Below are 20,805 nucleotides of genomic sequence, written 5' to 3'. Positions count from 1 at the left end.
AGCCCGGCCTGCGTCGAAGTTGCCGGCATCGGCCTGCGCCACGCCTTCATCGCCTCGACGCCGCTCTACGCCTGGGCCGGAGTCCATTATCTCATGGCGGCACGGGCCGGCGAGAGATACGCGGCGGCGGCCTGACCGTCAGATAACGGGCTCGAGCCGGGTCGCACCCTCCGCGGAGGCGGACCGGCGCCCTGCCGGCTCGCGGACCAGGCGCCAGGCCGCGGCGAGCCGCTCCATCGCCGACTCCAGCAGCTCGGGCTCGAGCGTGAACGGAAGCCGCACGAACCGCTCGAACGCGCCCTCGATTCCGAACCTGGGGCCTGCGCCGATCCGAACTCCGCACGCCTCCGCCGCCGCGGCAAGCGGCGTCGCGCAGGGGAAGGGCAGCTCGGCCCAAAGGCACAGCCCTCCCTCCGGCCTGGGCAACGACCATTCCGGCATCAGGCGCCGGGCCAGCTCAATGACAAGGTCCCGGCGCTCGCACAGCGTGGCGCGGCGCCGCGCCAGCGGCTCGTCGGGCGCCCGGAGCAATGACGCAACCGCCAGCTGCTCCAAGACCGGTGTGCCGAGGTCGAGCGAGGCGCGCGCCCGGGCGAGCGCGGCGATGACCTGCGCATCGGCCCGGATCCAGCCGACGCGCAGCCCTCCCCAGAAGGTCTTGCCGGTCGATCCCAAGGCGATCACGCGTCCGGCCCGGTCGAAGCGGGACAAAGGCGGCGGGGGCGGCGCTTCGAGCCACATGTCGGCCATCGTCTCGTCGACCACTACCGACGTGTGCGCCCGGGCGGCCGCCTCGGCGACCGCCCCCCTGGTGCCCGCGTCCATGCAGCGCCCGGTCGGGTTGTGGAAATCGGGCTGCAGATAGGCCAGGCGCGGGGCCGTCTGGCGCAGCGCCGCGACGAGCGCATCCACGTCCCACCCTTGAGCGGGAAGCGCAACCGGAACCGCGCGGCATGAAGCCCGGCCAATGGCGTCGATGGCGAGCGGATAGGTGGGATGATCGATCACGACGCGGTCGCCGGGGCCGGTCAGCAGCCGCAGGACGAGCGCGAAGCCGTGCTGCGCACCGTGGGTGATCATGATTTCGTCCGGGTGCGTCGGTACCCCGCGCGCTGCGTAGAGCTCGGCCACCGCCGCCCGCAGCTCCGGGAGGCCGACAGGCTCGTATCCCGTGCCCGGCAGGTGTGCCGGCAGGGCGGACATCGCGTCGACATAGGCGCGATGCACCGCCTCGCCGGCCGGAAGCGCCGCGATCGAGAAGTCGATCATGCCTCGGCCGAGCGCGCCGTCCTGCGGCGGCTCCGGCGGCACTGCCCCCGACCTTCCCGGCAGCGACGTGACGCTCCCTGCACCGTGGCGGCTGGCGAGAAATCCCTCCTCGCGAAGCGCGGCGAAGGCCGAGCTCAAGGTAGTGCGGCTGAGGCCGAGCGCCTCCGCCAGCTGCCGCTCCCCCGGGAGCCGCATGTCGAGTCCGAGCCGTCCGTCGAGGATCAGGAGGCGCAACGCGTCGGCGAGCTGACGATAAGCGGGCAGCCCACGGCTCGCCAGCCGCCATTGCCCCAGCAGCCGCACCAGGGACGCTGCACCGATCTTTCGCCGAGTCACAAAGCCAGTGTCGGCAAAGTGGACCTTACATTCAAGGCCATTTCCTGCGATCCGCGTCGCATGATGACCCGCCGCCTCGTCCAGCTTTATGTGGGGCTGCTGTTCTACGGTCTGTCGATGGCCCTGCTGATCCGGGCGGATCTCGGCCTCGATCCGTGGGACGTGTTCCACCAGGGGCTCGCCGATCGATTGTCGCTCAGCTTCGGCACGGTCGTGATCATCACCGGTGCGGTCGTGCTGCTCCTCTGGATCCCGATGCGCCAGCGGCCCGGCATCGGGACCGTCAGCAACATCTTCGTCATTGGCCTCGCCGCAGATCTCGGGCTCTGGCTGATACCGGACCTCCAATCGCTTACGCTCCGAGTCGCCTTCCTCCTCGGCGGCATCCTGATCATCGGCGTGGCCAGCGGCGCCTATATCGGCGCCGGGCTCGGGCCGGGGCCCCGCGACGGGCTGATGACGGGAATCGTCGCCCGCACCGGCGGGTCGGTCCGAGTCGTGCGGACCGGGATCGAACTCTCGGTCCTCGCTATCGGCTGGATGCTCGGTGGCACGGTCGGCGTCGGTACCCTGCTCTATGCGCTGGCCATCGGACCGATCGTGCACGTGACGCTGCCGTTCTTCACGATCCGAGGATCCGACGAGGCCCCCGCCACCCGGGCGGGCGAGCTGGCCGAGGCGAAGACCTGCCCCGCCGAGTGAGAGAGAAGCGGTTCAAATTCCGAGCTATCGACGCGGATCAGCGAGCCGCCTCCGACTGGCCGACCCGGCGCCATTCGCGGCGGAAAACAGCGGCACGGATGCGCGCATAAAGCCCGTCGCGCAGATCGTAGAGGGCGAAGCTGTTGATGAAGAGCCGATCGCCCCGAGCCATGGGACCCGAGGTGAAGTCGGGCGCGTCGCGAAGCGCCAGGAATTCCGACCGCAGCTCCGCGGCAAGCACCTCGCCGTCCGCGAAGGCCTGGACGATCTCGATCTCCCGGGTCGTGGCATCGTTCACTTCGCTGTAGAAATCGACGATCGCCTGCCGACCTTCGAGCTGAGTACCGTTGCCGATCACCAGGACGATGTCGGGATGGTAGTAGCCGATCAGAGCGGCATAATCGTGTCGGTTGAAGGCGGCGATATAGTCGCGGAAGCGCGCGACCTCGGCCTGCGGCTCAGCCATCGTCGAGCCTGCGGAACCGGGCCGAGCGAATACGGACGAAACGGCCGTCCTCGATATCGTACATCGCGAAATTGAGGCTCTGCCGCCGCTGACCACGGATCAGCGCGCCGGTCGGGAAATCGGGCCAGTCCTCGCGCGCGACCAAGGTGGTGCGGAGCTCGGCCGCGATCCGCGCGGAGCCGCCGCTCACGAAGGTCAGCAATTCGACCTTCTCGTCGATCCGGGCATGGACCTTGCGATAGAAATCCACCACCGCCGCGGCCCCCTCCAGCGTCGCCGCTTGGCCGAAGAAACGCAGGCCCGGGGCGTAGAAAGCGGAGAAGCCGGCATAATCGCGGGCATTGAAGGCTTCGAGATAGGCGTCGAACCAGGGGCGCGTTCCCGGCAATTGCGGTGCCTGCGCCTTTGCCAGCGCCGGGCCCAGCGTCAGCATCGCGCCGCCCGCGGCGAGCAGCTCCCGGCGGCTCGGCGATCGGCTCATGCGACTTCGGCGACAGCGCGTCCGCCCGCCTCCGCCTCCTCGCGCAGCAGCCGCTTCAGGACGCCGGCATAAGTGAGCACGGCCTTGTCCATCGCCATCGGCATCATCCGCGGCGCCTCGGTCGCCTGGATGGTCCGGTGCTGCGCCTCGATCATCTGCCGGTCCTCCTCGAAGGCACGGCGGCCGAGATCGGCGAAGAAGGCCTTGCGCTCCGATTCGCGCGACCAGGGCCCGTAGGCGAAGAAGTAGCAGGCCGTCTTCTCGGTGAGGGGCGTGACCGCCTGGCAGGTGAAGGTTTCGAAGAGAGTCTCGCCGCCGCGCGGTCCGCCATCCTCCCCCACCTCATAGGCACCGCTGCGGTAACGCTGAGTCTTCTGCAGGAAGATTCCGGGCGCGAGAAAATCGTACGAGGTCCACACGTCCATCGCCTCGCCGGCCTTCACCTGCCCCGGCGCCGGCCCGGCGGCGGACGGCGGCATTCCCTTCATCCAGCGCGAAACCCGAACGCCGCGCGGCAGCGTGGTGTAGATCGTGTCCGCGTCGATCCAGCCCCGCCCCGATGCCGGGTTGCCGCCTGAAAAGCTGTTCAGGTGGACATAAGCGATATGGCTGAGGTCGAGCAGATTGTCGTGGATGAGCCTGGCCGGCGCCTGATAGTCAATGCGCCCCGGCTCCATCGCCCAGGCCGAGTCGCGATAGCCGACGAAGGGCGGGATCAGAGCCTCGTCGGCGAGCGCCGGATCGCCCATCCAGATCCAGACGCCCGCGTGCCGCTCGACCACCGGATAGGCCCGGACGCGCGCCGCCTTCGGGATCACCTCCTGGCCCGGAATCTCGATGCACATACCCGACGGATCGAACAGCAGACCGTGATACATGCAGCGCAGATTCTTCCCCTCGCACCGCCCGAGGGAAAGCGGCGCCAGCCGATGCACGCAGCGATCCGCCAGCGCGGCGGTCCCGCTTTCCGTCCGATAGAGGACGATCGGCTCGCCGAGGATCGTCTCCGCTTTGGGCGTCTCGGGCGCGAAGTCGCGGTCCCAGCCGGCCATGTACCAGGCATTACGGAGATAGGTCATTGCACCGCCTCCGCAGGCGCGATCCGGAAGACGCGTTCGGCGTTGCGATGGAAGAGTTTGGCCTTGGTCTCGTCGTCGACCGGGGCGCTTTCCATGAATTCGACGGCGGGAGCCATCGGCTGATAGGGATAGTCGATTGCCCAGAGCACATTGTCCGCGCCGAGCTTCCGGATCGCGTAATCGAGCGCGAGATGGTCCTCGACGCCGCTCGTCGTGATCACGAAATTGCGAAGGAAATATTCCTCCATGCTGAGCTCGGTCTTCGGAGACCGCCCGCCGGCCTGGGCGCGGCTGTTCATGAAGTTGAGGCGCCACAGCCAGAAGGGGATCGCCTCCCCCATATGCCCGAGGCAGATGGTGAGCTTCGGGAATCGATCGAACAGGCCGGAGACCATCATCCGGACCGCATGGGTGCCGGTTTCCATGCCATAGCCCCACATCGCCGAGTCCAGGCCGTAATCCTGAAGCGGGCCCTTGAACCCGTAGGAGGCGGCGCGCGGATGGATGTAGATGCAGGCGCCCAACGCCTCGGCGGCCTCGAGCACCGGCCAATATTTCGGGTCGTCGAGATATTCGTCGTTGGTGTGGCTGTTGAGGATGAAGCCGTTGAGCTTCAGCTCGTTGATCGCCCGCTCCATCTCCTTCGCCGCCCGCTTCGGGCTCTGCGGCGCGAAGCTGGCGAGACCGGCGAAACGGGTGGGATGGCGGGCGCAGATGTCTGCAAGCCGGTCGTTGGCCAATGCGGCGAGATCGGTGGCGGTGTCGGCATCGAACATCTGCACCCCCGGCGCGGTGAGCGACAGGAGATGCATGTCGACGCCGAACTCGTCCATCTGGGCAAGCCGGCGCTCCTCGACGTCGAGCAGGCCGCCGAGGAAGTTGAGAGCGTCATAGCCCTTGCCGGGCGTGTCGCTGTCGTAGATGCCCTTGACCAGCACCCGATCCAGGCTCTGGCTCGGAGAGCGGGCGACGTCGCGCAGCGACTCGGCGACCTCCGGTATCGAGAAGGCCTCCTCGGTCGCGATCTTCCGGAATTTCGCCGCCATGCCTTCTCCTCTTTCTCGTGTTCGTCAGGAAGGTTGAGCCGTCCCCGCCCCCAGACTGTAGGGATAGAGCCCCGTCTTCAGCGTGTCCGCCGGCACCCAGGTCCCGTGGAAAGTGGAGCGCACGCGGACCGGCAGCTTGACCGTCGCGACCGGCCCTGCGGCCAGGTTCTGCGCATCGAGGATGACGAGGTCGCTTCGGACCTTCGACACCCGCCCCACGGGCACGAGCAGCCAGCCATCGCCTTCCGGGCTGTCCGGCGTGCGCGGGACGAACTGGCATTCCTGGACCGTATCGCCCGGCCCCGGCGACCAGACGTCGAGCGCGCCGGTCTCCTGGTCGATCCGGCCGATCGAGCTGGAGCCGTCGGCCGAGCGATAGACGATCATGTAGCCCTGGCGGTAGGGTCGCCCCTGGTAGCGATCGTCCGTGCGCGGCATTTCCGACGGGACGTTGCAGAGCCGCCGCTTGCCGAACGCATCGTCGTTGCGCGACAGGTCCATCGTGATCCGGGTGAGGAAGGGCGGAACCGGCTCGGTCGTCTCTCCCGACGGGGTCGTGAAGAACGGAAAGCAATTGCCTTCGTACAGGCACACGTCGAGGTGGATCTTCGATCCATCGCGATAGGCGTTCATCATGTGCCCGGCGCTCGTCGCGGGGCCCCGGAACCAGCGTATGCCTTCCGCATCGCCGTAGCGCGGGACGAGCGCGATCACCGTCTCCTCGTCGGGGTGCCACTGGAAGAAGGAGCCGCCCGCCTTCACCGCGTCCATGTCGGTGATCAGCGGGAAGAAGGGCAAGACGATCCATTCGTCGGTGACGGCGAAATCGTGGACGCAGGCCGCATAGGGCATCTCGAACCAGATTTCCTTGATCTTCCGGCCGTCCTTGTCGAACAGATAATAAGCGATGTCCTTCGTTCCGTCGCCGCGCGCCTGGTAGGCGAAGCCGAGCAGCTCGTTGGAGATGGGGTCGACCTTGGGATGGGCGGTGAATCGGGTCGCGCCGATCTGCCCTTGCATGTCGGTCCTGCCGATCGTCGCCAGCGTGTCCGGATCGACCTCATAGGGGAGATCGTCCTCCTTGAGGGCGTAGAGATGGCCGGCGTGGAACATGGCGGTCGTGTTCGCCGTGCCCATGTGCACGCCCTGGACCGACGGATCGTTGGTGAAGGTGTTGCGATAGCGTCCGAACAGGCCGCGCCGCGCTTGCTCCTGGACCTCGAAGCGCGCCGTGCGGACCCAGCGGCACTTATAATCCACCTGGCCGCCGCCGAAGCGGAACATGTGGAACATGCCCTCGCCGTCGATGAAGATGTCGTCGTCCCGTCCCGACGGATATTGGCGGTCGGCGCCGTTGCGGTAGAGCGTGCCCTCGAGACCGGCCGGGATCTCGCCCTGAACGATCTCGAGCGCATCGATCGTGCACTCGGTGCGCATCGGCTCGCCCCAGCCCGAATAGAGCTGGATTTCGGGAAATCGGATCGGCTGCGTCATCGTTTCGCTCCGCCGGGCTGGCCCGGCTTTCCTAGGTGGTGATCGTCGAGAATGTCGGCCACGGGGCCATGCTGCGTCATCAGCGCCTTGCGGCGCACGAAACGCAGGATCGACTCCGGGCCGGTGCGCGAGCCACCCAGGCCCGACCAGCCGAACGAATGGGTGCCGACGGTGCGGTTCTTGCCGAAGGTGAGGAAGGTGTCCTGAATGAAGACGGCACCGGCATTCACCCGGCGCGCGATCGGCAGCGCCTCTTCCTCGCTGCCGGCGATGACGGAGGCGGTGAGGCCGAAAGCGGTGTCGTTGGCGAGCGCCACCGCCTCGTCGATCGTTTGGTAGCGCATCACCGGCAGGATCGGCCCGAACGTTTCGTCGCGCATGATCGTCATGTCGTGGGCCACGTCGACGATCACGGTCGGCCGCATGTAGAGGCCGCCGCCGATCGTCTCGACCTGGCCACCGGTCAGCACCCGGGCGCCTTTCGCCACGGCGTCGGCAACATGGCTCGCCACGATTTCAGCCTGAGGCGCGAAGGTGAACGGATGGAGATGGCCGGCGCGCGGATCGTCGCTGTTGAGACGGACCTTGCCCGCCTTCTCGACGAGCAAGGCGACGAAATCGTCATGCGCGGACGCGTCGACATAGATGCGTTCGACCGAGAAGCAGACCTGGCCGGTGGCATGGACGGCACCGCGCAGGACCGAAGTGGCGGCGCGGTCGAGGTCGGCGGACGCGGTCACGATCGCCGGATCCTTGCCGCCAAGCTCGAGGAAGCAGGGGATCAACCGCTCGGCGCAGGCGACGGCGACCTTGCGTCCGGTCGGCACGCTGCCGGTGAAGCAGACCAGGTCGGCATTGGCGATCAGGTCCTGACCGGTGCGCCCGTCGCCCATCACATGGTCGAACACCGCCGCCAGCTCGGGCACCTCCGCGACCGTCTCGAAGAGGGGCTCGACGAAGCGCGGCGTGACCTCGGACGGCTTCAGCAGCACCGCCGAGCCCGCGAACAGCGCCGGCACGGCGTCGAGCAAGGCCAGCATCATCGGCGCGTTCCAGGGCGAGATGATGCCGACCAGCGGATAGGGAACGAGCTGCGAGCGCACCTCCACGGTCGGCATCGACCTGGACGGCCCTTCGTAGAGGGCCCGGTCGAGCGCGGCCTCGGCATCCTCGATCCAGCCGCCGATATTCCCCATGGTGATGAAACCCTGGAGATAGGAGGTGTGGCAGCCGCCGGTATCGACCGCGTCCGCCTCGGCGAGCGCCTGCGCCTTGCGGGAGACCGCTTCCAGCCAGCGCCGCATGACGGCCACGCGCTCGGCAGTCGTCCGCGCCGCCCAGGCTTTCTGATTCGCGCGCAGCCGGGCGGCCTTGGCGGCGACTTCCTCGGGCGGTGAAACCTTGAGCTGGAAATCGACCGCGCCGGTGCGCGGATTGCGCACGGGGATCAGGCGTTGCTCTGCGTCCGCCATTCGTCCACTCCTCGATTTCGTCGTCACCGAAACCTAATGATCGGCGCGAAATTCGTATGACGTCGTCCTATCTTTCCCGCCTCGCGAGTCAAGCTTCCTGGCGACGGGACACGGTATATCCGGCACGCAACGCGGTCATGCGGAGGCGGATTGGATCTCCCGGGCGTGCGGGACCCTGAAGTGAGCCGCCATCCCGGCCAACGACCCGGTCGCGCCCGGGCAGACTCGGCTCAGGCGCGACGCGCCGAAGGCGATCGAGAGCAATGCGGGTCGCGGCCGAACTCAGATCGCTGCTGCCAAGCGCAATCTCACGGCAAGCCGCGCGAAGCCGACCAGCCCGGCGATGAAGATCACGCGCCGGCGCCGCGTACGGAGAATGATCTCGCCGCCGCGGACGTCTTCGGCCTTGTGCGTCGCGGAGCGGTCGAATTCTTCGTTCGGCTCCATGGACCGGCAACTGCCGGCTGGGCCGGGGGTTCCTGCCGCGCTTCAGTCGCGGGGCTGCGGTGACGCCTTGCCGGGCCTTTGCGAAGGTTGCGTCATCCATTGGCCCGAGGCTAGTGGGATCGAATCGGGCGTGAAACGGAACGAACTGGGCGCCCGATAGATTGTTTGCGGGCCACAACGAAGCGGAGTCGACGATGAACAGATCAGGCTGGATGGCACTCGCCCTGGCGGTCGGGCTGAGCGGTTGCGGAGCGCCCGACACGACGCAGGAAGCCGGAAACGAGGCGGTGGGGTCGCCCGATAATGGAATGGCGTCGAACGACATCGGCGATTCCGGAACGGCCAGGCAGGCGGTCGCGACGCTGCAGACCGCCGAGGGCGCGGCTGCGGGAACCGCCACTGCAACCGCCGGTGAGGGCGGCATCATGTTGTCCTTGAGCGTCGAAGGGCTCCCGCCGGGCCAGCATGGCGCCCATGTCCACATGACCGGCCAGTGCGACGCCCCGGGCTTCGAAAGCGCTGGGGGGCATTGGAATCCGGCCGAGAGGCAGCATGGTCTGGAGAATCCGCAAGGGCAGCATGCCGGAGACATGCCCAATCTGGTGGTCGGCGAAGATGGCCGCGGCAGCATGGAATATCAGCTGGTTGGCGGGACCCTTGAAGGCCTTTCCGATGACGACGGATCGGCGATGGTGATCCACGCGTCGGCGGACGACCAGAGGACGGACCCGTCCGGCAATAGCGGCGACCGCATCGCCTGCGGGGTGTTCGCCGCAGGCTGAATGCGGACGGCACGATCCGATTCGGCGGAATCGGACCGTGTCGCCGGATGAAAGTTCCCCGCGCGGACGCTTGCGGATGTTCGGCGTAGCGGCCCGATCGCCGCGGCATTCTCAGGCGCGCATGCGAGGAGCCATAAGGCGGCCCCCTGCAGGGCCTAGAACCAAGCCCTCAGACCGAGGAGCAAGGACCAGCCGCCGGCATCCTCGCCCTCGGCACGCCAGTAGTCCGCGGTGTCGCCGAAGGCCCGCTCATAGGCAATGCCGACATAGGGGGCGAATTCCGGCGCGATTTCGTAGCGCAGCCGCAGCCCCAGTTCGGCGGTGGAAAGGCCGGCACCAACACCGAGCTCGGGCATGTCCTGGGCGGCGAGTTCAAGCTCCGCTTGCGGTTGCGCGATCAGGCGCGGGGTCAGGCGCAAGTCGTATTCAGCCTCCAGGCGGGCGCTGACTTCTCCTTCGTGGGAGAGGAAGAGAGCGCCATCGATTTCAAACCAATAAGGTGCCAGCCCTTGGAAACCGACAACCAGATGGGTACGGTCTGGCGCAGGCCGGAAGTCGTGGCGCACGCCGACTTGGAGATCGAACCAGGGGTCGATCGCCCGGCTCCACAGTCCCTGGACCTCGGCCGACTCGACACCTCGATCGAAGACTCCCTCGCCTTCAGTCTTCAGCCATAGCTTGTCGACGTCGCCGCCCCACCAGAATTGCGCGTCCCACAGGTAGCCGTCGTCACCGTCGCGGAGGCGCGCCTCGAACCGGTCGATGAGCAGCCGAGACGTTCGAACATCGCCGTGAGTCTCGCGCAGCGCTTCGCGCGCGGCGGCCATGCGCGCCTCGCCGAAGACCGAATCGGCGGCGTGTACGGGACCCGAATGGGCCTCGGCCGGCGGCGCGGCCGGAGCGGGCGCCGGGGCCGCCGGCATGACGTGCCCGGCATGCGGGTCGGCCTGGGCCGGGCCGTGCGCGCCGTGACCCTCCGGCATCGAATGGCCGGCATGCGGATCCGGCCGTGCCGTGGAGGAGGCCGGGAACTGGGCCGGAGGCTCCGCCGGCATGGCGTGACCGGCATGGGGACCGGTCTGTCCCTCGCCATGATCGGCGCCCATGTCATGGCCTGCGTGCGGATCGGCGGGCGCCTCATGGCCGGCATGGGAATCCGGCCGTTCCGGGGGCGTTGTCGGGGGCTGGGCCTGAGGGTTCGCCGGCATTGAGTGACCGGCATGCGGGTCGGCCTGTCCTTGGTCATGATCCGCCGCCATGTCATGGCCGGCATGAGGATCGGCGGGCGTCTCATGGCCGGCATGCGGGTCCGCCGGCTGCGGGGGCCCCACCCCTCGATCAGCCTGCGCCGTGGCGGGCGCGGATTGGGCCAAGGCCGGGGCGGACAAGGCGGTCGCCGCCAACAAGAAGATCATCGGTTTCATGCTGCCTCTCCGCCGAGCGGCCGAACCGTAACCACCCGCATCATGCCCGCGTGCATGTGGAGCAGGAGGTGGCAGTGGAAGGCCCAGTCGCCGGGTGCGTCGGCGGTGACGTCGAAGGCGGTGACGCTGCCCGGCAGCACGTTGACGGTGTGCTTGAGCGGCTGGTGCGGTCCGTGTCCGTTGACGATCTCGAAGAAATGACCGTGGAGATGGATCGGGTGCGACATCATCGTGTCGTTGATCAGCCGGACCCGCACCCGCTCGTCGCGCGCGAAGCGGATCGGTTCGGCGCCCTCGCTGAACTTGACCCCGTCGAACGACCACATGAATCGCTCCATGTTCCCGGTCAGATGCACATCGACGGTGCGGCTCGGCGGACGGCTGTCGCGATTGGGGGTCAGCGCGACGAGGTCGCGATAGGTGAGCACCCGATGGCCGACATTCTCCAGGCCTATTCCCGGATCCCCCGTCCGGTCCACCGGGTTCGGCGCGATCATGTCGACGCCGACGCCAACCGGAAAGCCGACCCGGCTTTCGTCACGCATGTCCATGTCGTGCCCCGCGGCGGCGCCGTGGCCGCCGCCGTGACCCGAGCCATGATCCATGCCGCCCATTCCCATGTCGGCCATGCCGAGCAGAGGACGCTCGCGCAGCGGCGGGACGGGCGCGACCATGCCTAGACGCGGCGCCAGGGTGGCGCGCGCCAGGCCGGACCGGTCGATCGATTCCGCGACGATCGTGAAGGCACGGTCCGCGGCGGGCGTCACCACGAGGTCGTATGTCTCGGCCGGCGCGATCTGAAGCTCGTCCACCTCGACCGGGCGTACGAGCTGCCCGTCGGTTCCGACGACGGTCAGCGGCAGGTCCGGGATGCGAAGGTTGAAGATGGTCATCGCCGCCGCGTTGATGATGCGCAGCCGCACCCGCTCGCCGGGCCGGAACAGCCCGGTCCAATTCTCGTCCGGCGAATGGCCGTTGATCAGATAAGTGTAGGCGGCGGCGGTGACGTCGGCGATGTCGGTCGGGTCCATGCGTGCCCTCGCGAACATCTCCCTGTCCTCCCGGCTCAGCCGCGGCTCGCCCTCGCGCGCGCCGAGCAGGGTCAGGCGCTGCCGGTTGAAGAAGCCGCCCTCCTGCTTCAGGCGGCTGAAGATCTGGTGCGGATGGAGGAAGCTCCAGTCCGACAGCAGGACGACATGTTCGCGGTCTGCCGCGACGGGATCCTCACCCGCCGGATCGATCACGATCGGGCCGTAATGGCCCTGCTGCTCCTGCAGGCCCGAATGGCTGTGATACCAATAGGTCCCGCTCTGCCGGACCGGAAATTCATAGACGAAAGTCTCGTGCGGGCGGATGCCTGGGAAGCTCACGCCGGGTACGCCGTCCATCGTGAAGGGAACGAGCAGCCCGTGCCAGTGGATCGACGTGTCCTCGTCGAGGTGGTTCGTGACGGCGAGGCGCACATTCTGCCCTTCGCGCAGGCGCAGGAGCGGTGCGGGCAAGGTTCCGTTGATCGTCACCGCATGCCCCCTTCGGCCGTCGACGGTGAAGGCGCTGTTCGCGACGGCCAAGGCAATCTCCTGGCCGGTGAGCGTGGCAAAATCCTTTGCCGCGATGCCGTGACTTCCGGTCCGTGCCCAGGCGGGCAGCAGGCCCGGCCAGGCAAGGCCGATCCCGCCCAGTGCGGCGGCGCCGAGCAGGCCTCGGCGGGTCAATCGTGAATCGATCATAAGTCTCTCTCAGCGGCTGCGTCGGGCGCCGCTTCCATTCTGGCCGGGTGAAGGGCGGCGACCCGGCCGCCGCCCTCCGATCCGTCGTTACCGGGCGGGCTGGTCGGCCGAAAGACGGGGCTCGCTGCCCTGCCCTTCGACATGGCCCTGGCGGTGCCGTTCGGCGCCGGCATTTCCGTCACGGGCGCAGCAGGCGCAAGCATGGCCCTGCTGCTGGCGATGCTGCTCCTGCCCGCGATGCCCGGCGGCCTGGCCGTGCGCCTGCCCGCCATGCTGGGCGTGCTGGGGCAGCGGCTGGGCGCCCAGCGGCTGAGCCTGGGCAACGGCGGGAAAGGCGATGGCGAGCGCCATCGCAGCGATGAAGGTCTTCATTCCAATCTCCGTCGAAAAAGAGGGTCTGTCTCTGTTCGTTCAGGAGAATCGGGGAGGCGGCGTTGCGGCTTCAGGCTGCAGGCCGTGAAGCGAGCGCAACGGCGCTTCGTCCGGACTGACCGCGGCCGGCGCCACGGCGGACGGCGCGGAAGGCGGAATGGCCGGCACTCCCGCACAGGCGATCATGCAGTCGATCGCCGTCCGGTCCTCGTCGCCGCGATGGTCCGGCGCGGGCGCTCCGGCGCAATGGACGGCAGCAGCCTGCGGCTGGTGATGCGGCATCGCCATGGCCGTCCCGCCGATCATGCCGATCGGCGCGACCAGGAGGGCGAAGAGCGCGATGATCGACAGCAGGTAACGGGACATGGAGCTTGCAACCTATGCCGCCGCCATCCGCTTTTCAACAAGCCCCTTGACCTTCCAGCTGCTGGAATCCCCATCTCGCGGTTCGTCTGCAAGAGTCTGAATTGGAAGACCGAATGCCGAAGAACGATTGTCACGCGCATGCCCATCACGAACCGGCCCAAGCGGAGCCGTCGCAACGGCAACACCTCGCGACGGATCCGGTCTGCGGAATGACCGTGGATCCGGCGACGACTCCCCACCACGCGCGGTTCGACGGTGAGGATTATCATTTCTGCTCGGCCAAATGCCGCGACCGGTTCGAATCCCGCCCCGAGCTGTTCATTGGACAAGATCGGCCCCGCCCGCAGCCGCAGAAAGTGGCCGAGGACGCCGTCTATACCTGTCCGATGCATCCCGAGATCGAACAATTCGGTCCCGGCGCTTGTCCGATCTGCGGCATGGCGCTCGAGCCGAAGACGTTTGCGTCGACGCAGGAGCCTTCCGAGGAATTTCGGGACATGCGGCGACGCTTCATCGTCTCCGCTCTGCTCACGGCGCCGCTGTTCGTCATGGTCATGCTCCGCCATTTCTGGCCGGCGACGGTCGACGCGATCGGAGCGCGCTCGCTCGACTTGACCGAACTCGTGCTGGCGACGCCGGTCGTGCTTTGGGGCGGCTGGCCCTTCTTCGTGCGCGGGTGGCACAGCCTGGTATCGCGCCACCTCAACATGTTCACTCTCATTGCCGTGGGCACGGGCATCGCCTGGACCTATTCGGTGATCGGCGCGCTCGCGCCGCAAATCTTCCCGCCGGCCGTGCGCGACGCGCATGGCGGGGTCGGGCTCTACTTCGAGGCGGCGGCGGTGATCGTCACACTGGTGCTGCTCGGCCAGGTGCTGGAGTTGCGCGCCCGCGAGCAGACCGGATCGGCGATCCGTGCCTTGCTCGATCTCGCCCCCAAGACGGCGCACCTGGTGGCGGACGGCGGCGAGCGGACGATCCCGCTCGATCTGGTTCAAGTCGGCGACCGCCTCCGGGTGAAGCCCGGGGAGAAGGTGCCGGTGGACGGGAAGGTCACCGAAGGCAGCTCGGCCATTGACGAATCGATGCTGACCGGCGAGCCGCTGCCGGTCGAAAAGTCGCCGTCCGACCTCGTCACCGGCGGCTCGATCAATGGTGACGGCAGCTTCGTCATGACCGCCGAGCGCGTCGGCGCCGAGACGATGCTCGCCCGAATCGTGCAGATGGTCGCGCAAGCGCAGCGCAGCCAGGCGCCCATCCAGCGCCGGGTCGACAGGGTCGCCGCCTGGTTCGTGCCCAGCGTCATCGCGGTGGCGGTTGCAGCCTTCATCTTCTGGTCGTTCGCTGCCCCGGCGCCCAGCCTGCCCTTCGCTCTCGTCGCGTCGGTATCGGTGCTGATCATCGCCTGCCCCTGCGCGCTCGGGCTGGCGACGCCGATGTCGATCATGGTCGGCGTCGGCAAGGGCGCGCAGAACGGCGTGCTCATCAAGAATGCCGAGGCGCTGGAGCGGTTCGCGGCGGTCGACACGTTGGTCGTCGACAAGACGGGGACCCTGACCGAGGGCAGGCCGGCGCTGGTCTCCGTCGAAGCCGCCCAGGCCGGCGGCGAGGATCGCATCCTGACGCTCGCCGCGTCGCTCGAAAGTCGCAGCGCCCATCCGCTTGCCCAGGCCATCCTCGCCGGGGCGGAGGAAAAGGGCCTCGCGCTGGAGGACGTGCTCACCTTCGCGTCGGTCGCGGGCAAGGGCATCACCGGAACGATCGGGGGGCAGCGGATCGCGGTCGGCAATGCGGCCCTGTTGACCGACGAAGGCGCCGACGTCGCGGCTCTGGACGCTCTTGCGGGAGCGCATCGCGATGACGGGGCAACGGTGATGTTCGTCGCCATCGACGGCCGAGCGGCCGGGCTCGTTGCCGTCGCCGACCGGATCAAGCCGAGCGCCGGGGCGGCGATCGCGGCGCTGCATCGGGAGGGGTTGCGGATCATCATGCTGACCGGCGACAATCGCCGCACGGCCGAAGCGGTGGCGCGCCGGCTGGGCATAGACGAGGTGGTCGCCGACGTGCTGCCCCAGGACAAGGATGCGGCCGTGGCGCGGCTGCGCGAGGAAGGCCGCACGGTCGCCATGGCGGGAGACGGCGTCAACGACGCCCCGGCGCTGGCGCGGGCCGATATCGGGATCGCGATGGGCACCGGCGCGGATGTCGCCGTCGAGAGCGCCGACGTCACGCTAATAAAGGGGGACCTGGCCGGGCTGGTGCGCGCACGGCGCCTGTCCCGTGCGGTGACGCGCAACATCCGGCAGAACCTCATCTTCGCCTTCGGCTACAATGCGCTCGGCGTACCGGTCGCGGCAGGATTGCTCTATCCCCTGTTCGGAATCCTGCTCAGCCCGATGATTGCTGCGCTCGCAATGAGCCTTTCGTCCGTGTCGGTGATCGGAAATGCGCTGAGGCTTCGCGGTCTCGGCCTGGAGGGAGACGCATGAATATCGGCGAAGCGTCGCGACGCTCCGGCCTGCCGGCGAAGACGATCCGCTATTATGAACAGATAGGCCTGATGACACCGGCGAGGCGCGACAATGACTATCGCGATTATGCCGAGCGCGACGTACACGAACTCCGCTTCGTCGCCCGGGCGCGTGCCCTTGGGTTCAGCATCGAGGAGTGCCGCCGCCTGCTCGCGCTGTATCGGGATCGCACGCGCTCGAGCGCGGACGTGCGCGAGGCGGCAGAGCGCCATCTCGCCCAGATCCGGTCGAAAATCGCTGAATTGCGCGAGATGGAGCGGACCTTGAACCGCCTGATCGACGCCTGCCATGGAGACGACAAGCCCGACTGCCCGATCCTCGACGGCCTCGCCTCCGAATGATCACGCACGCCGTGGATGGACAAGCCGGAATCCGCCCTGCAAGCAGGCACGCCATGCGGAGGAGGCCGAGACCAGCGCCATGAACCGTGACCCCCTCGAGCGCGTCGAAGCGCTGATGCGCGAAGCGGCCGACCGCGCCATCCTGCCGCGTTTTCGTCTGCTCGCGGAACATGAGGTGGAGGAGAAGTCTCCGGGCGAGCTCGTCACCGCCGCCGACCGCGATTCCGAGGCGATCCTCACGGCGGGCCTCGCCGGCCTGATCGAGGGCGCCCGCGTCGTCGGCGAGGAAGCCTGCGCCGTCGATCCGGCCTTGATGGAGGGACTGGATCAGGGGTTGGTCTGGTTGGTCGACCCGCTCGACGGCACCTCCAACTTCGCCGCGGGCGAAGAGGTTTTCGCGGTCATGGTCGCCCTGCTTCGCGACGGGACGACGGTGGCGGGTTGGATGCTCGATCCGCTTTCCGGCCGCCTCGCCCGCGCCGAGCGCGGCGCCGGCGCCTGGCTTGGCGGAGAGCGCCTCGTCGCGCCGCCGCATCGGCCGGGCACGGCGCTGCGCGGATCGATCGGTCGCTTCATGCCGGCGGCGATGGAGCAAGAGGTGGTGAGGCGGGCAAGAGCCGGCGGCGAGCTGCTGCCCATGCTCAAATGCGCGGGCGCCGACTATCCGTTGCTCGCTTTGGGTGAGCGGGACTTCGTCTTCTACTGGCGAACCTTGCCCTGGGACCATGCTGCCGGGGCGCTCTTCCTCGAGGAAGCGGGTGGAAAAGCGGTGCGGCCCGACGGGTCCGCTTACCAGCCCGCGAGCCGCGGTTCGGGCCTGCTCGCCGCCTCCACCCCGGAGGCTTGGGAGGAAGCGCACCGGCGCTTGCTCGGCAACGCCTGATCCGGCGTTCGGACGAGGGTCGACTGCTGCACCCGAGGATCGATCGGAGTCCTTCCATCCACAAACCACGGCAAGTCCGGACTCCACATCCTCGAAAAGCAAGGCCAGGCGAGGATTTGGCCTGTCGAGGCGGCCGGCTCCGGTTGCGCCGCGGCACGGGCCAAGATAGTCTTCCCGGCGATCCCGCCCCGCCCGGCAGCCGCCTCCCTTCGGCCGCTGCCGACTATCGCGCCGGGATCGCGCTCGCGCAGCCGCGCGGCGCGACGCCAAGGCAATGGATGGACTCCTCATGACCGCGACTGCCCTGCTGCTCCTGTTCGGCATCCAGGCCGCGGGCCAGCCGCCGCTTATCCCGGCCTTCTTCACCGGTCAGTCGCTCTACGAGATCTGCAGCCGCCCGAATGGCGGCCAATGTTCGATGTACGTCGCCGGCGTTCTCGACGGCCTCTTCTATGCAGGCTCGCGCGACGCCGAGCCGTTGCTCTGCCCGGCCCCGCTGAACAATCGCCAGGCGGCCGAGCTGGTGACGGACTATCTGGAGAGCCATCCGGACATGCTGCCCCGGGCCGCGGCCCTCGGCGTCCGCCAGGCGCTCGCGGAACGCCTGGAATGCCGCGAGCAGCCGGAGGCGGAGACGGTAAGCCGCTAGGGCCGAATCCGCCCCTCCGGGCCTAGGCTATATTTGACTTGCCGCCGTCTGCCCCTAGGCTGACCGCATGCACAAGCGCGCGGCTCGCCTCTTCACGCACGCAGGGCAATTGCCCGCACGCCTTTAGCCCGGGCTCGATCCCGCTCGATCGAGTTCCGGGTCAGCCGCATCCTTCTTCGAGGCCGCCCCGGCAAGCGACGGGTTCGGCCGGGACGTGCCTCTTTTTCCAAAAGGAACAATATCATGAACCTGCCCGCAGGCAGCCTTGCGGCAAAGCCGCCCATTCGCCTCGTCGACGCCGAGGCCGACCTCCTCGCCGATCTCGCCTTGGTGATCGAGCCGCAATCACCGGAGCTGTCCCGGCTCATTCTCGAGGAGATCGACCGCGCGGAAATCGTCGCGTCGCGGCAGCTGCCGTCGGACACGGTGCGGATCGGATCGGACGTCGAGTTCATCAGCGAAAGCACCGGCCGCACCCACCGCGTGAAGCTCGTCCTGCCTTACGAGGCAGATATCGAGAAAGGCGCCATCTCGGTGCTTACGAAGGCGGGCGCGGCGCTGATCGGCCTCTCGGCCGGACAGTCCATCGCCTGGCCGGACGGTCATGGCGGCGAACGCCTGCTGACGCTCGTCTCGGTCGATCCACCGGTCTGACGGACCACCGCGCTCGGCCGGCAGCGCCGAGCGGCATACTCGGCCGGACAAATCGGGGTTTCCCCCGATGCCATGGCGCACCCGTTCGGGAGATGGAGGCGCAAGCGGGGCAGCCCGCCGATGGGTCGCGCGCTCGGTAACGGGCAGCCGGGGACGCCACGGCGATGGAGGAAGAGATGCGGAAGCTGACCCTTGCCCTTTGTGCCGCCGCCGCAGGCACCTGTTTCCTTTCGACCCCGGTGCCGGCGCAGAATCGCGGCGAAGTAATCCTGTTCAGCCAGATCGGCTTTCGCGGACAGACGTTCGTCATCAGCGGCGAGCGGCAGACCGTGCGAGTCCCTTGGGCGGTTCGAAGCGCGCGTGTCGCCTCCGGCGAGCAATGGGAGCTGTGCTCGCGCACGCGATTTCGCGGCCCCTGCAATCGGCTTTCCCGGAACGTCGCGAATGTCCGCTGGGCGGTCGCGTCCGCGCGCCCGACGGCCATCATGCTGCCGGAGCCCGGCGGCGGCGAGTCGCTGCGCGGCATGAGCGCCGAATTCTTCCCACGTCCCAGCGACGGGCGGGGCCGCGTCATCTCCTGCGCATCGGGCGCGGCAGCGTGCGCGGCCGACAGTGCCCGCGCCTTCTGCCGGTCGCGCGGCTGGAACGGCGCCGGCTATCACCGGCAGGAAACGGTGGGCGGGCGCAATTTCCTGGCCGATCTGCTCTGTACCCGGGCCGCCTTCTGAGATGCGCGCGCACGTCATCTCGCTCGTCGCGGCTGGGGCGGCCTTGCTGCAGCCTGGCTGCGCGACGCCTCCCTCCCCTTCCGGCCCGTCACTGGTCGGGACGGAATGGCGCCTGGTTCATTTCGAGTCGTCGAAGGACGCGATCGGCAATGTCCGACCGGGGCCGGAGGAAAGCTATACCTTGCTCCTGGCCCGCGACGGCACGGCGTCGATGCAACTTTCCTGCAATCGCGGCACGGGTAGCTGGTCGTCCCCGGACGCCGCGCAGACCAGAGGAAGGGTTACGATCCAGCCGCTCGCATCGACGATGGCCGCCTGCCCGCCCGGGCAGATCGAACGACTTCCGGCGGACCTCTCAAACGTGCGGACGTTCGTGATCGCCGATGGCCGCCTTCACCTCAATCTGATGATGGATGGAGGAGACTATGTCTGGGCTCCGGTGGGCTGAAGGCCGGCTCCGTCCCAGCGCGTGGACGGCGGCAGCGGCCGCCGGAGCACTGCTCGCGGCAGGTTGCGCCACCGCGCCCAAGACCGGCCGGGTCACCTACGTCTGCGAGCGAGGTCCCCGCCTCACGGTAATCTTCGAGGGCGGCCGGGCGCGGCTCATCACACCCGGAGGGCCGCCGGTCGAGTTGCAGAGGCGCCGCGCGCTCACCGGCTTCTGGTACGAATCGTCGACCCATTCGATACGCGGGCGCGGTCAGGCGCTGACCTATACCGTCGGTCGAATGACGCCGATGCGCTGCCGTGCCGTCAGCTAGAGGGCCTCGCGGGCACGAGCCGCGATCGCCCCACGTCCGGAATCCGCGCGCTCATGCCCACCGGCTCTGGGAGCCTGCGCGACCGAAGCGCTCCGGCACATCGGATATGTCGGCCGCCACCAAGCCGAACCGCGGCTCGCGTCAGGCCTCGACCTTTTCCTCGGATGCGGTCATGGCCCGGACCATCACCCAGAAGGCGTCGCACCAGACCGAACGCACCTCATGAGGAAGGTTGGGCCCGAGGACGTCCCCGAGGACGGCCACCAGCGCGTCGCCGAAGCGTGAATAATGGCGCCCGGTGATTCCGAGCGCGCGCTGCGCGACCAGCGTCCCCTTGACCCCGCTCGTTCGACCGGTGTCGGCCAGATGGCGCCCCTGGGCGATCAGCATCTCGACGAGCGAGGTAGCGGCGGTCCCGGCGTCCCCGAAGCCTTCCTCGCGCTCGCCAGCCGTCCGGAAGCTGGCTTCCATGGCTTCTTCGATAGCGTGCTTGTTCGCCTGCAGCAGGGGAAGCGACCGGGCGAGGATCGTCCGGGCGGATTCGTCGATGACCAATGACATGATATGCTCCCGCGCCGGCCGTCGGCCCGCGCTTTCGTGAATCGTCCGGGAATGGCCCGGCTACCGCGCGCCATCGCGCCTATGGCGACGGAGCCCGAGGTGGCGCGTCTGGCACCGGACCGGCTGAGCGACCCTCGGCGGCGGCTAGAAGCCGCGCACCGAGGGCAAGGTTCGCGACATCAGGCTGCTCCCGTGCAGCCGAAACCGCCCGACGACGGAGAATTTCATCAT

Annotated in this window: 23 protein-coding genes; 10 read left to right on the top strand and 13 right to left on the bottom strand. The window is 68.3% G+C overall.

Translation table 11 applies throughout. The annotated features are described in order from the left end of the window. Positions 1 to 138 precede the first annotated feature (138 nt). A complete protein-coding gene (locus EKM57_RS04925) occupies positions 139 to 1,605 on the bottom strand; it encodes a PLP-dependent aminotransferase family protein (RefSeq protein ID WP_129791357.1) in 1,467 nt (488 codons plus the stop codon). Between the two features lie 60 nt (positions 1,606 to 1,665). Here EKM57_RS04925 and EKM57_RS04920 point away from each other — a divergent pair, with 60 nt between their 5' ends. Further along, a complete protein-coding gene (locus EKM57_RS04920; protein ID WP_129791356.1) occupies positions 1,666 to 2,307 on the top strand; it encodes a YitT family protein in 642 nt (213 codons plus the stop codon). A 37-nt stretch (positions 2,308 to 2,344) separates the two neighbouring features. On the opposite strand, the gene EKM57_RS04915 is transcribed toward EKM57_RS04920, so the two are convergent. The 7 genes from EKM57_RS04915 to EKM57_RS21770 all read right to left on the bottom strand — a co-directional run bounded on the left by EKM57_RS04915 (position 2,345) and on the right by EKM57_RS21770 (position 8,792). Beyond that, positions 2,345 to 2,773: a nuclear transport factor 2 family protein gene (locus tag EKM57_RS04915; protein WP_129791355.1), complete on the bottom strand. Its 429-nt coding sequence runs from the start codon at positions 2,771 to 2,773 to the stop codon at positions 2,345 to 2,347. After that, positions 2,766 to 3,254 (bottom strand): nuclear transport factor 2 family protein, encoded by a 489-nt coding sequence (locus EKM57_RS04910; protein WP_129791354.1) that lies wholly within the window; start codon positions 3,252 to 3,254, stop codon positions 2,766 to 2,768. Before EKM57_RS04910 ends, EKM57_RS04915 begins: the two co-directional genes overlap by 8 nt. Then, positions 3,251 to 4,333: an aromatic ring-hydroxylating dioxygenase subunit alpha gene (locus EKM57_RS04905; protein ID WP_129791353.1), complete on the bottom strand. Its 1,083-nt coding sequence runs from the start codon at positions 4,331 to 4,333 to the stop codon at positions 3,251 to 3,253. Before EKM57_RS04905 ends, EKM57_RS04910 begins: the two co-directional genes overlap by 4 nt. Continuing rightward, a complete protein-coding gene (locus tag EKM57_RS04900) occupies positions 4,330 to 5,379 on the bottom strand; it encodes an amidohydrolase family protein (protein ID WP_129791352.1) in 1,050 nt (349 codons plus the stop codon). Before EKM57_RS04900 ends, EKM57_RS04905 begins: the two co-directional genes overlap by 4 nt. A gap of 24 nt (positions 5,380 to 5,403) precedes the next feature. Continuing rightward, entirely contained in the window at positions 5,404 to 6,873 is a 1,470-nt protein-coding gene (locus EKM57_RS04895) for a carotenoid oxygenase family protein (protein WP_129791351.1), read from the bottom strand. Further along, positions 6,870 to 8,345 carry an aldehyde dehydrogenase family protein gene (locus tag EKM57_RS04890; RefSeq protein WP_129791350.1) on the bottom strand — a complete coding sequence of 492 codons (1,476 nt, stop codon included), beginning with the start codon at positions 8,343 to 8,345 and terminating at the stop codon, positions 6,870 to 6,872. The genes EKM57_RS04895 and EKM57_RS04890 overlap by 4 nt, the downstream gene beginning before the upstream one ends. Before the next feature lie 282 nt (positions 8,346 to 8,627). Beyond that, complete coding sequence (locus tag EKM57_RS21770) at positions 8,628 to 8,792, bottom strand: hypothetical protein (RefSeq protein ID WP_165357179.1); 165 nt, start codon at positions 8,790 to 8,792, stop codon at positions 8,628 to 8,630. A 194-nt stretch (positions 8,793 to 8,986) separates the two neighbouring features. On the opposite strand from EKM57_RS21770, the gene EKM57_RS04885 reads away from it, so the two are divergent. Then, positions 8,987 to 9,574, top strand: a complete 588-nt coding sequence (locus EKM57_RS04885; RefSeq protein WP_129791349.1) for a superoxide dismutase family protein — start codon at positions 8,987 to 8,989, stop codon at positions 9,572 to 9,574. Between the two features lie 155 nt (positions 9,575 to 9,729). On the opposite strand, the gene EKM57_RS04880 is transcribed toward EKM57_RS04885, so the two are convergent. The 4 genes from EKM57_RS04880 to EKM57_RS04865 all read right to left on the bottom strand — a co-directional run bounded on the left by EKM57_RS04880 (position 9,730) and on the right by EKM57_RS04865 (position 13,466). Then, positions 9,730 to 10,998, bottom strand: coding sequence for a copper resistance protein B (locus tag EKM57_RS04880; protein WP_243450888.1), 1,269 nt, complete (start codon positions 10,996 to 10,998; stop codon positions 9,730 to 9,732). Beyond that, complete coding sequence (locus EKM57_RS04875) at positions 10,995 to 12,728, bottom strand: copper resistance system multicopper oxidase (protein ID WP_129791347.1); 1,734 nt, start codon at positions 12,726 to 12,728, stop codon at positions 10,995 to 10,997. Before EKM57_RS04875 ends, EKM57_RS04880 begins: the two co-directional genes overlap by 4 nt. Before the next feature lie 87 nt (positions 12,729 to 12,815). Then, entirely contained in the window at positions 12,816 to 13,100 is a 285-nt protein-coding gene (locus tag EKM57_RS04870) for a hypothetical protein (RefSeq protein ID WP_129791346.1), read from the bottom strand. 39 nt (positions 13,101 to 13,139) lie between these two features. After that, positions 13,140 to 13,466 carry a hypothetical protein gene (locus EKM57_RS04865; RefSeq protein ID WP_129791345.1) on the bottom strand — a complete coding sequence of 109 codons (327 nt, stop codon included), beginning with the start codon at positions 13,464 to 13,466 and terminating at the stop codon, positions 13,140 to 13,142. Between the two features lie 113 nt (positions 13,467 to 13,579). On the opposite strand from EKM57_RS04865, the gene EKM57_RS04860 reads away from it, so the two are divergent. From EKM57_RS04860 to EKM57_RS04825, 8 genes are all read left to right on the top strand, one after another. Beyond that, entirely contained in the window at positions 13,580 to 15,955 is a 2,376-nt protein-coding gene (locus EKM57_RS04860) for a heavy metal translocating P-type ATPase (RefSeq protein WP_129791344.1), read from the top strand. After that, positions 15,952 to 16,338: a Cu(I)-responsive transcriptional regulator gene (cueR, locus tag EKM57_RS04855; RefSeq protein ID WP_129791343.1), complete on the top strand. Its 387-nt coding sequence runs from the start codon at positions 15,952 to 15,954 to the stop codon at positions 16,336 to 16,338. Before EKM57_RS04860 ends, cueR begins: the two co-directional genes overlap by 4 nt. Positions 16,339 to 16,417: 79 nt before the next feature. After that, positions 16,418 to 17,221 (top strand): inositol monophosphatase, encoded by an 804-nt coding sequence (locus tag EKM57_RS04850; RefSeq protein ID WP_129791342.1) that lies wholly within the window; start codon positions 16,418 to 16,420, stop codon positions 17,219 to 17,221. A 289-nt stretch (positions 17,222 to 17,510) separates the two neighbouring features. Then, a complete protein-coding gene (locus tag EKM57_RS04845) occupies positions 17,511 to 17,870 on the top strand; it encodes a Rap1a/Tai family immunity protein (RefSeq protein ID WP_129791341.1) in 360 nt (119 codons plus the stop codon). A gap of 243 nt (positions 17,871 to 18,113) precedes the next feature. Continuing rightward, positions 18,114 to 18,524: a GreA/GreB family elongation factor gene (locus tag EKM57_RS04840; protein ID WP_129791340.1), complete on the top strand. Its 411-nt coding sequence runs from the start codon at positions 18,114 to 18,116 to the stop codon at positions 18,522 to 18,524. Positions 18,525 to 18,700: 176 nt separating this feature from the next. Then, positions 18,701 to 19,252: a hypothetical protein gene (locus EKM57_RS04835; protein ID WP_129791339.1), complete on the top strand. Its 552-nt coding sequence runs from the start codon at positions 18,701 to 18,703 to the stop codon at positions 19,250 to 19,252. Position 19,253: 1 nt separating this feature from the next. Beyond that, on the top strand, positions 19,254 to 19,700 hold the full coding sequence (locus EKM57_RS04830; RefSeq protein WP_129791338.1) for an META domain-containing protein: 447 nt from the start codon (positions 19,254 to 19,256) through the stop codon (positions 19,698 to 19,700). Continuing rightward, positions 19,678 to 20,013 carry a hypothetical protein gene (locus EKM57_RS04825; protein WP_129791337.1) on the top strand — a complete coding sequence of 112 codons (336 nt, stop codon included), beginning with the start codon at positions 19,678 to 19,680 and terminating at the stop codon, positions 20,011 to 20,013. Before EKM57_RS04830 ends, EKM57_RS04825 begins: the two co-directional genes overlap by 23 nt. A 141-nt stretch (positions 20,014 to 20,154) precedes the next feature. On the opposite strand, the gene EKM57_RS04820 is transcribed toward EKM57_RS04825, so the two are convergent. After that, complete coding sequence (locus tag EKM57_RS04820) at positions 20,155 to 20,574, bottom strand: hypothetical protein (RefSeq protein WP_129791336.1); 420 nt, start codon at positions 20,572 to 20,574, stop codon at positions 20,155 to 20,157. Between the last annotated feature and the right edge of the window lie 231 nt (positions 20,575 to 20,805).

This window comes from Sphingosinicella sp. CPCC 101087 (genome assembly GCF_004151485.1).
Taxonomy (GTDB): Bacteria; Pseudomonadota; Alphaproteobacteria; order Sphingomonadales; family Sphingomonadaceae; genus Allosphingosinicella.
This window is presented reverse-complemented; position numbering and strand designations above follow the sequence as displayed.

What these genes read in the sequence shown, in the direction of transcription:
- EKM57_RS04915 (WP_129791355.1), bottom strand. Translation starts at nt 2,773, where the DNA reads ATGGCTGAGCCGCAGGCCGAGGTCGCGCGCTTCCGCGACTATATCGCC.
- EKM57_RS04895 (WP_129791351.1), bottom strand. Translation starts at nt 6,873, where the DNA reads ATGACGCAGCCGATCCGATTTCCCGAAATCCAGCTCTATTCGGGCTGG.
- EKM57_RS04830 (WP_129791338.1), top strand. Translation starts at nt 19,254, where the DNA reads ATGCGCGCGCACGTCATCTCGCTCGTCGCGGCTGGGGCGGCCTTGCTG.
- EKM57_RS04870 (WP_129791346.1), bottom strand. Translation starts at nt 13,100, where the DNA reads ATGAAGACCTTCATCGCTGCGATGGCGCTCGCCATCGCCTTTCCCGCC.
- EKM57_RS04900 (WP_129791352.1), bottom strand. Translation starts at nt 5,379, where the DNA reads ATGGCGGCGAAATTCCGGAAGATCGCGACCGAGGAGGCCTTCTCGATA.
- EKM57_RS04890 (WP_129791350.1), bottom strand. Translation starts at nt 8,345, where the DNA reads ATGGCGGACGCAGAGCAACGCCTGATCCCCGTGCGCAATCCGCGCACC.
- EKM57_RS04840 (WP_129791340.1), top strand. Translation starts at nt 18,114, where the DNA reads ATGAACCTGCCCGCAGGCAGCCTTGCGGCAAAGCCGCCCATTCGCCTC.
- EKM57_RS04845 (WP_129791341.1), top strand. Translation starts at nt 17,511, where the DNA reads ATGACCGCGACTGCCCTGCTGCTCCTGTTCGGCATCCAGGCCGCGGGC.
- EKM57_RS04835 (WP_129791339.1), top strand. Translation starts at nt 18,701, where the DNA reads ATGCGGAAGCTGACCCTTGCCCTTTGTGCCGCCGCCGCAGGCACCTGT.
- EKM57_RS04860 (WP_129791344.1), top strand. Translation starts at nt 13,580, where the DNA reads ATGCCGAAGAACGATTGTCACGCGCATGCCCATCACGAACCGGCCCAA.
- EKM57_RS04850 (WP_129791342.1), top strand. Translation starts at nt 16,418, where the DNA reads ATGAACCGTGACCCCCTCGAGCGCGTCGAAGCGCTGATGCGCGAAGCG.
- cueR (WP_129791343.1), top strand. Translation starts at nt 15,952, where the DNA reads ATGAATATCGGCGAAGCGTCGCGACGCTCCGGCCTGCCGGCGAAGACG.
- EKM57_RS04910 (WP_129791354.1), bottom strand. Translation starts at nt 3,254, where the DNA reads ATGAGCCGATCGCCGAGCCGCCGGGAGCTGCTCGCCGCGGGCGGCGCG.
- EKM57_RS04820 (WP_129791336.1), bottom strand. Translation starts at nt 20,574, where the DNA reads ATGTCATTGGTCATCGACGAATCCGCCCGGACGATCCTCGCCCGGTCG.
- EKM57_RS04885 (WP_129791349.1), top strand. Translation starts at nt 8,987, where the DNA reads ATGAACAGATCAGGCTGGATGGCACTCGCCCTGGCGGTCGGGCTGAGC.
- EKM57_RS04865 (WP_129791345.1), bottom strand. Translation starts at nt 13,466, where the DNA reads ATGTCCCGTTACCTGCTGTCGATCATCGCGCTCTTCGCCCTCCTGGTC.
- EKM57_RS04920 (WP_129791356.1), top strand. Translation starts at nt 1,666, where the DNA reads ATGATGACCCGCCGCCTCGTCCAGCTTTATGTGGGGCTGCTGTTCTAC.
- EKM57_RS04875 (WP_129791347.1), bottom strand. Translation starts at nt 12,728, where the DNA reads ATGATCGATTCACGATTGACCCGCCGAGGCCTGCTCGGCGCCGCCGCA.
- EKM57_RS21770 (WP_165357179.1), bottom strand. Translation starts at nt 8,792, where the DNA reads ATGGAGCCGAACGAAGAATTCGACCGCTCCGCGACGCACAAGGCCGAA.
- EKM57_RS04825 (WP_129791337.1), top strand. Translation starts at nt 19,678, where the DNA reads ATGTCTGGGCTCCGGTGGGCTGAAGGCCGGCTCCGTCCCAGCGCGTGG.
- EKM57_RS04905 (WP_129791353.1), bottom strand. Translation starts at nt 4,333, where the DNA reads ATGACCTATCTCCGTAATGCCTGGTACATGGCCGGCTGGGACCGCGAC.
- EKM57_RS04880 (WP_243450888.1), bottom strand. Translation starts at nt 10,998, where the DNA reads ATGAAACCGATGATCTTCTTGTTGGCGGCGACCGCCTTGTCCGCCCCG.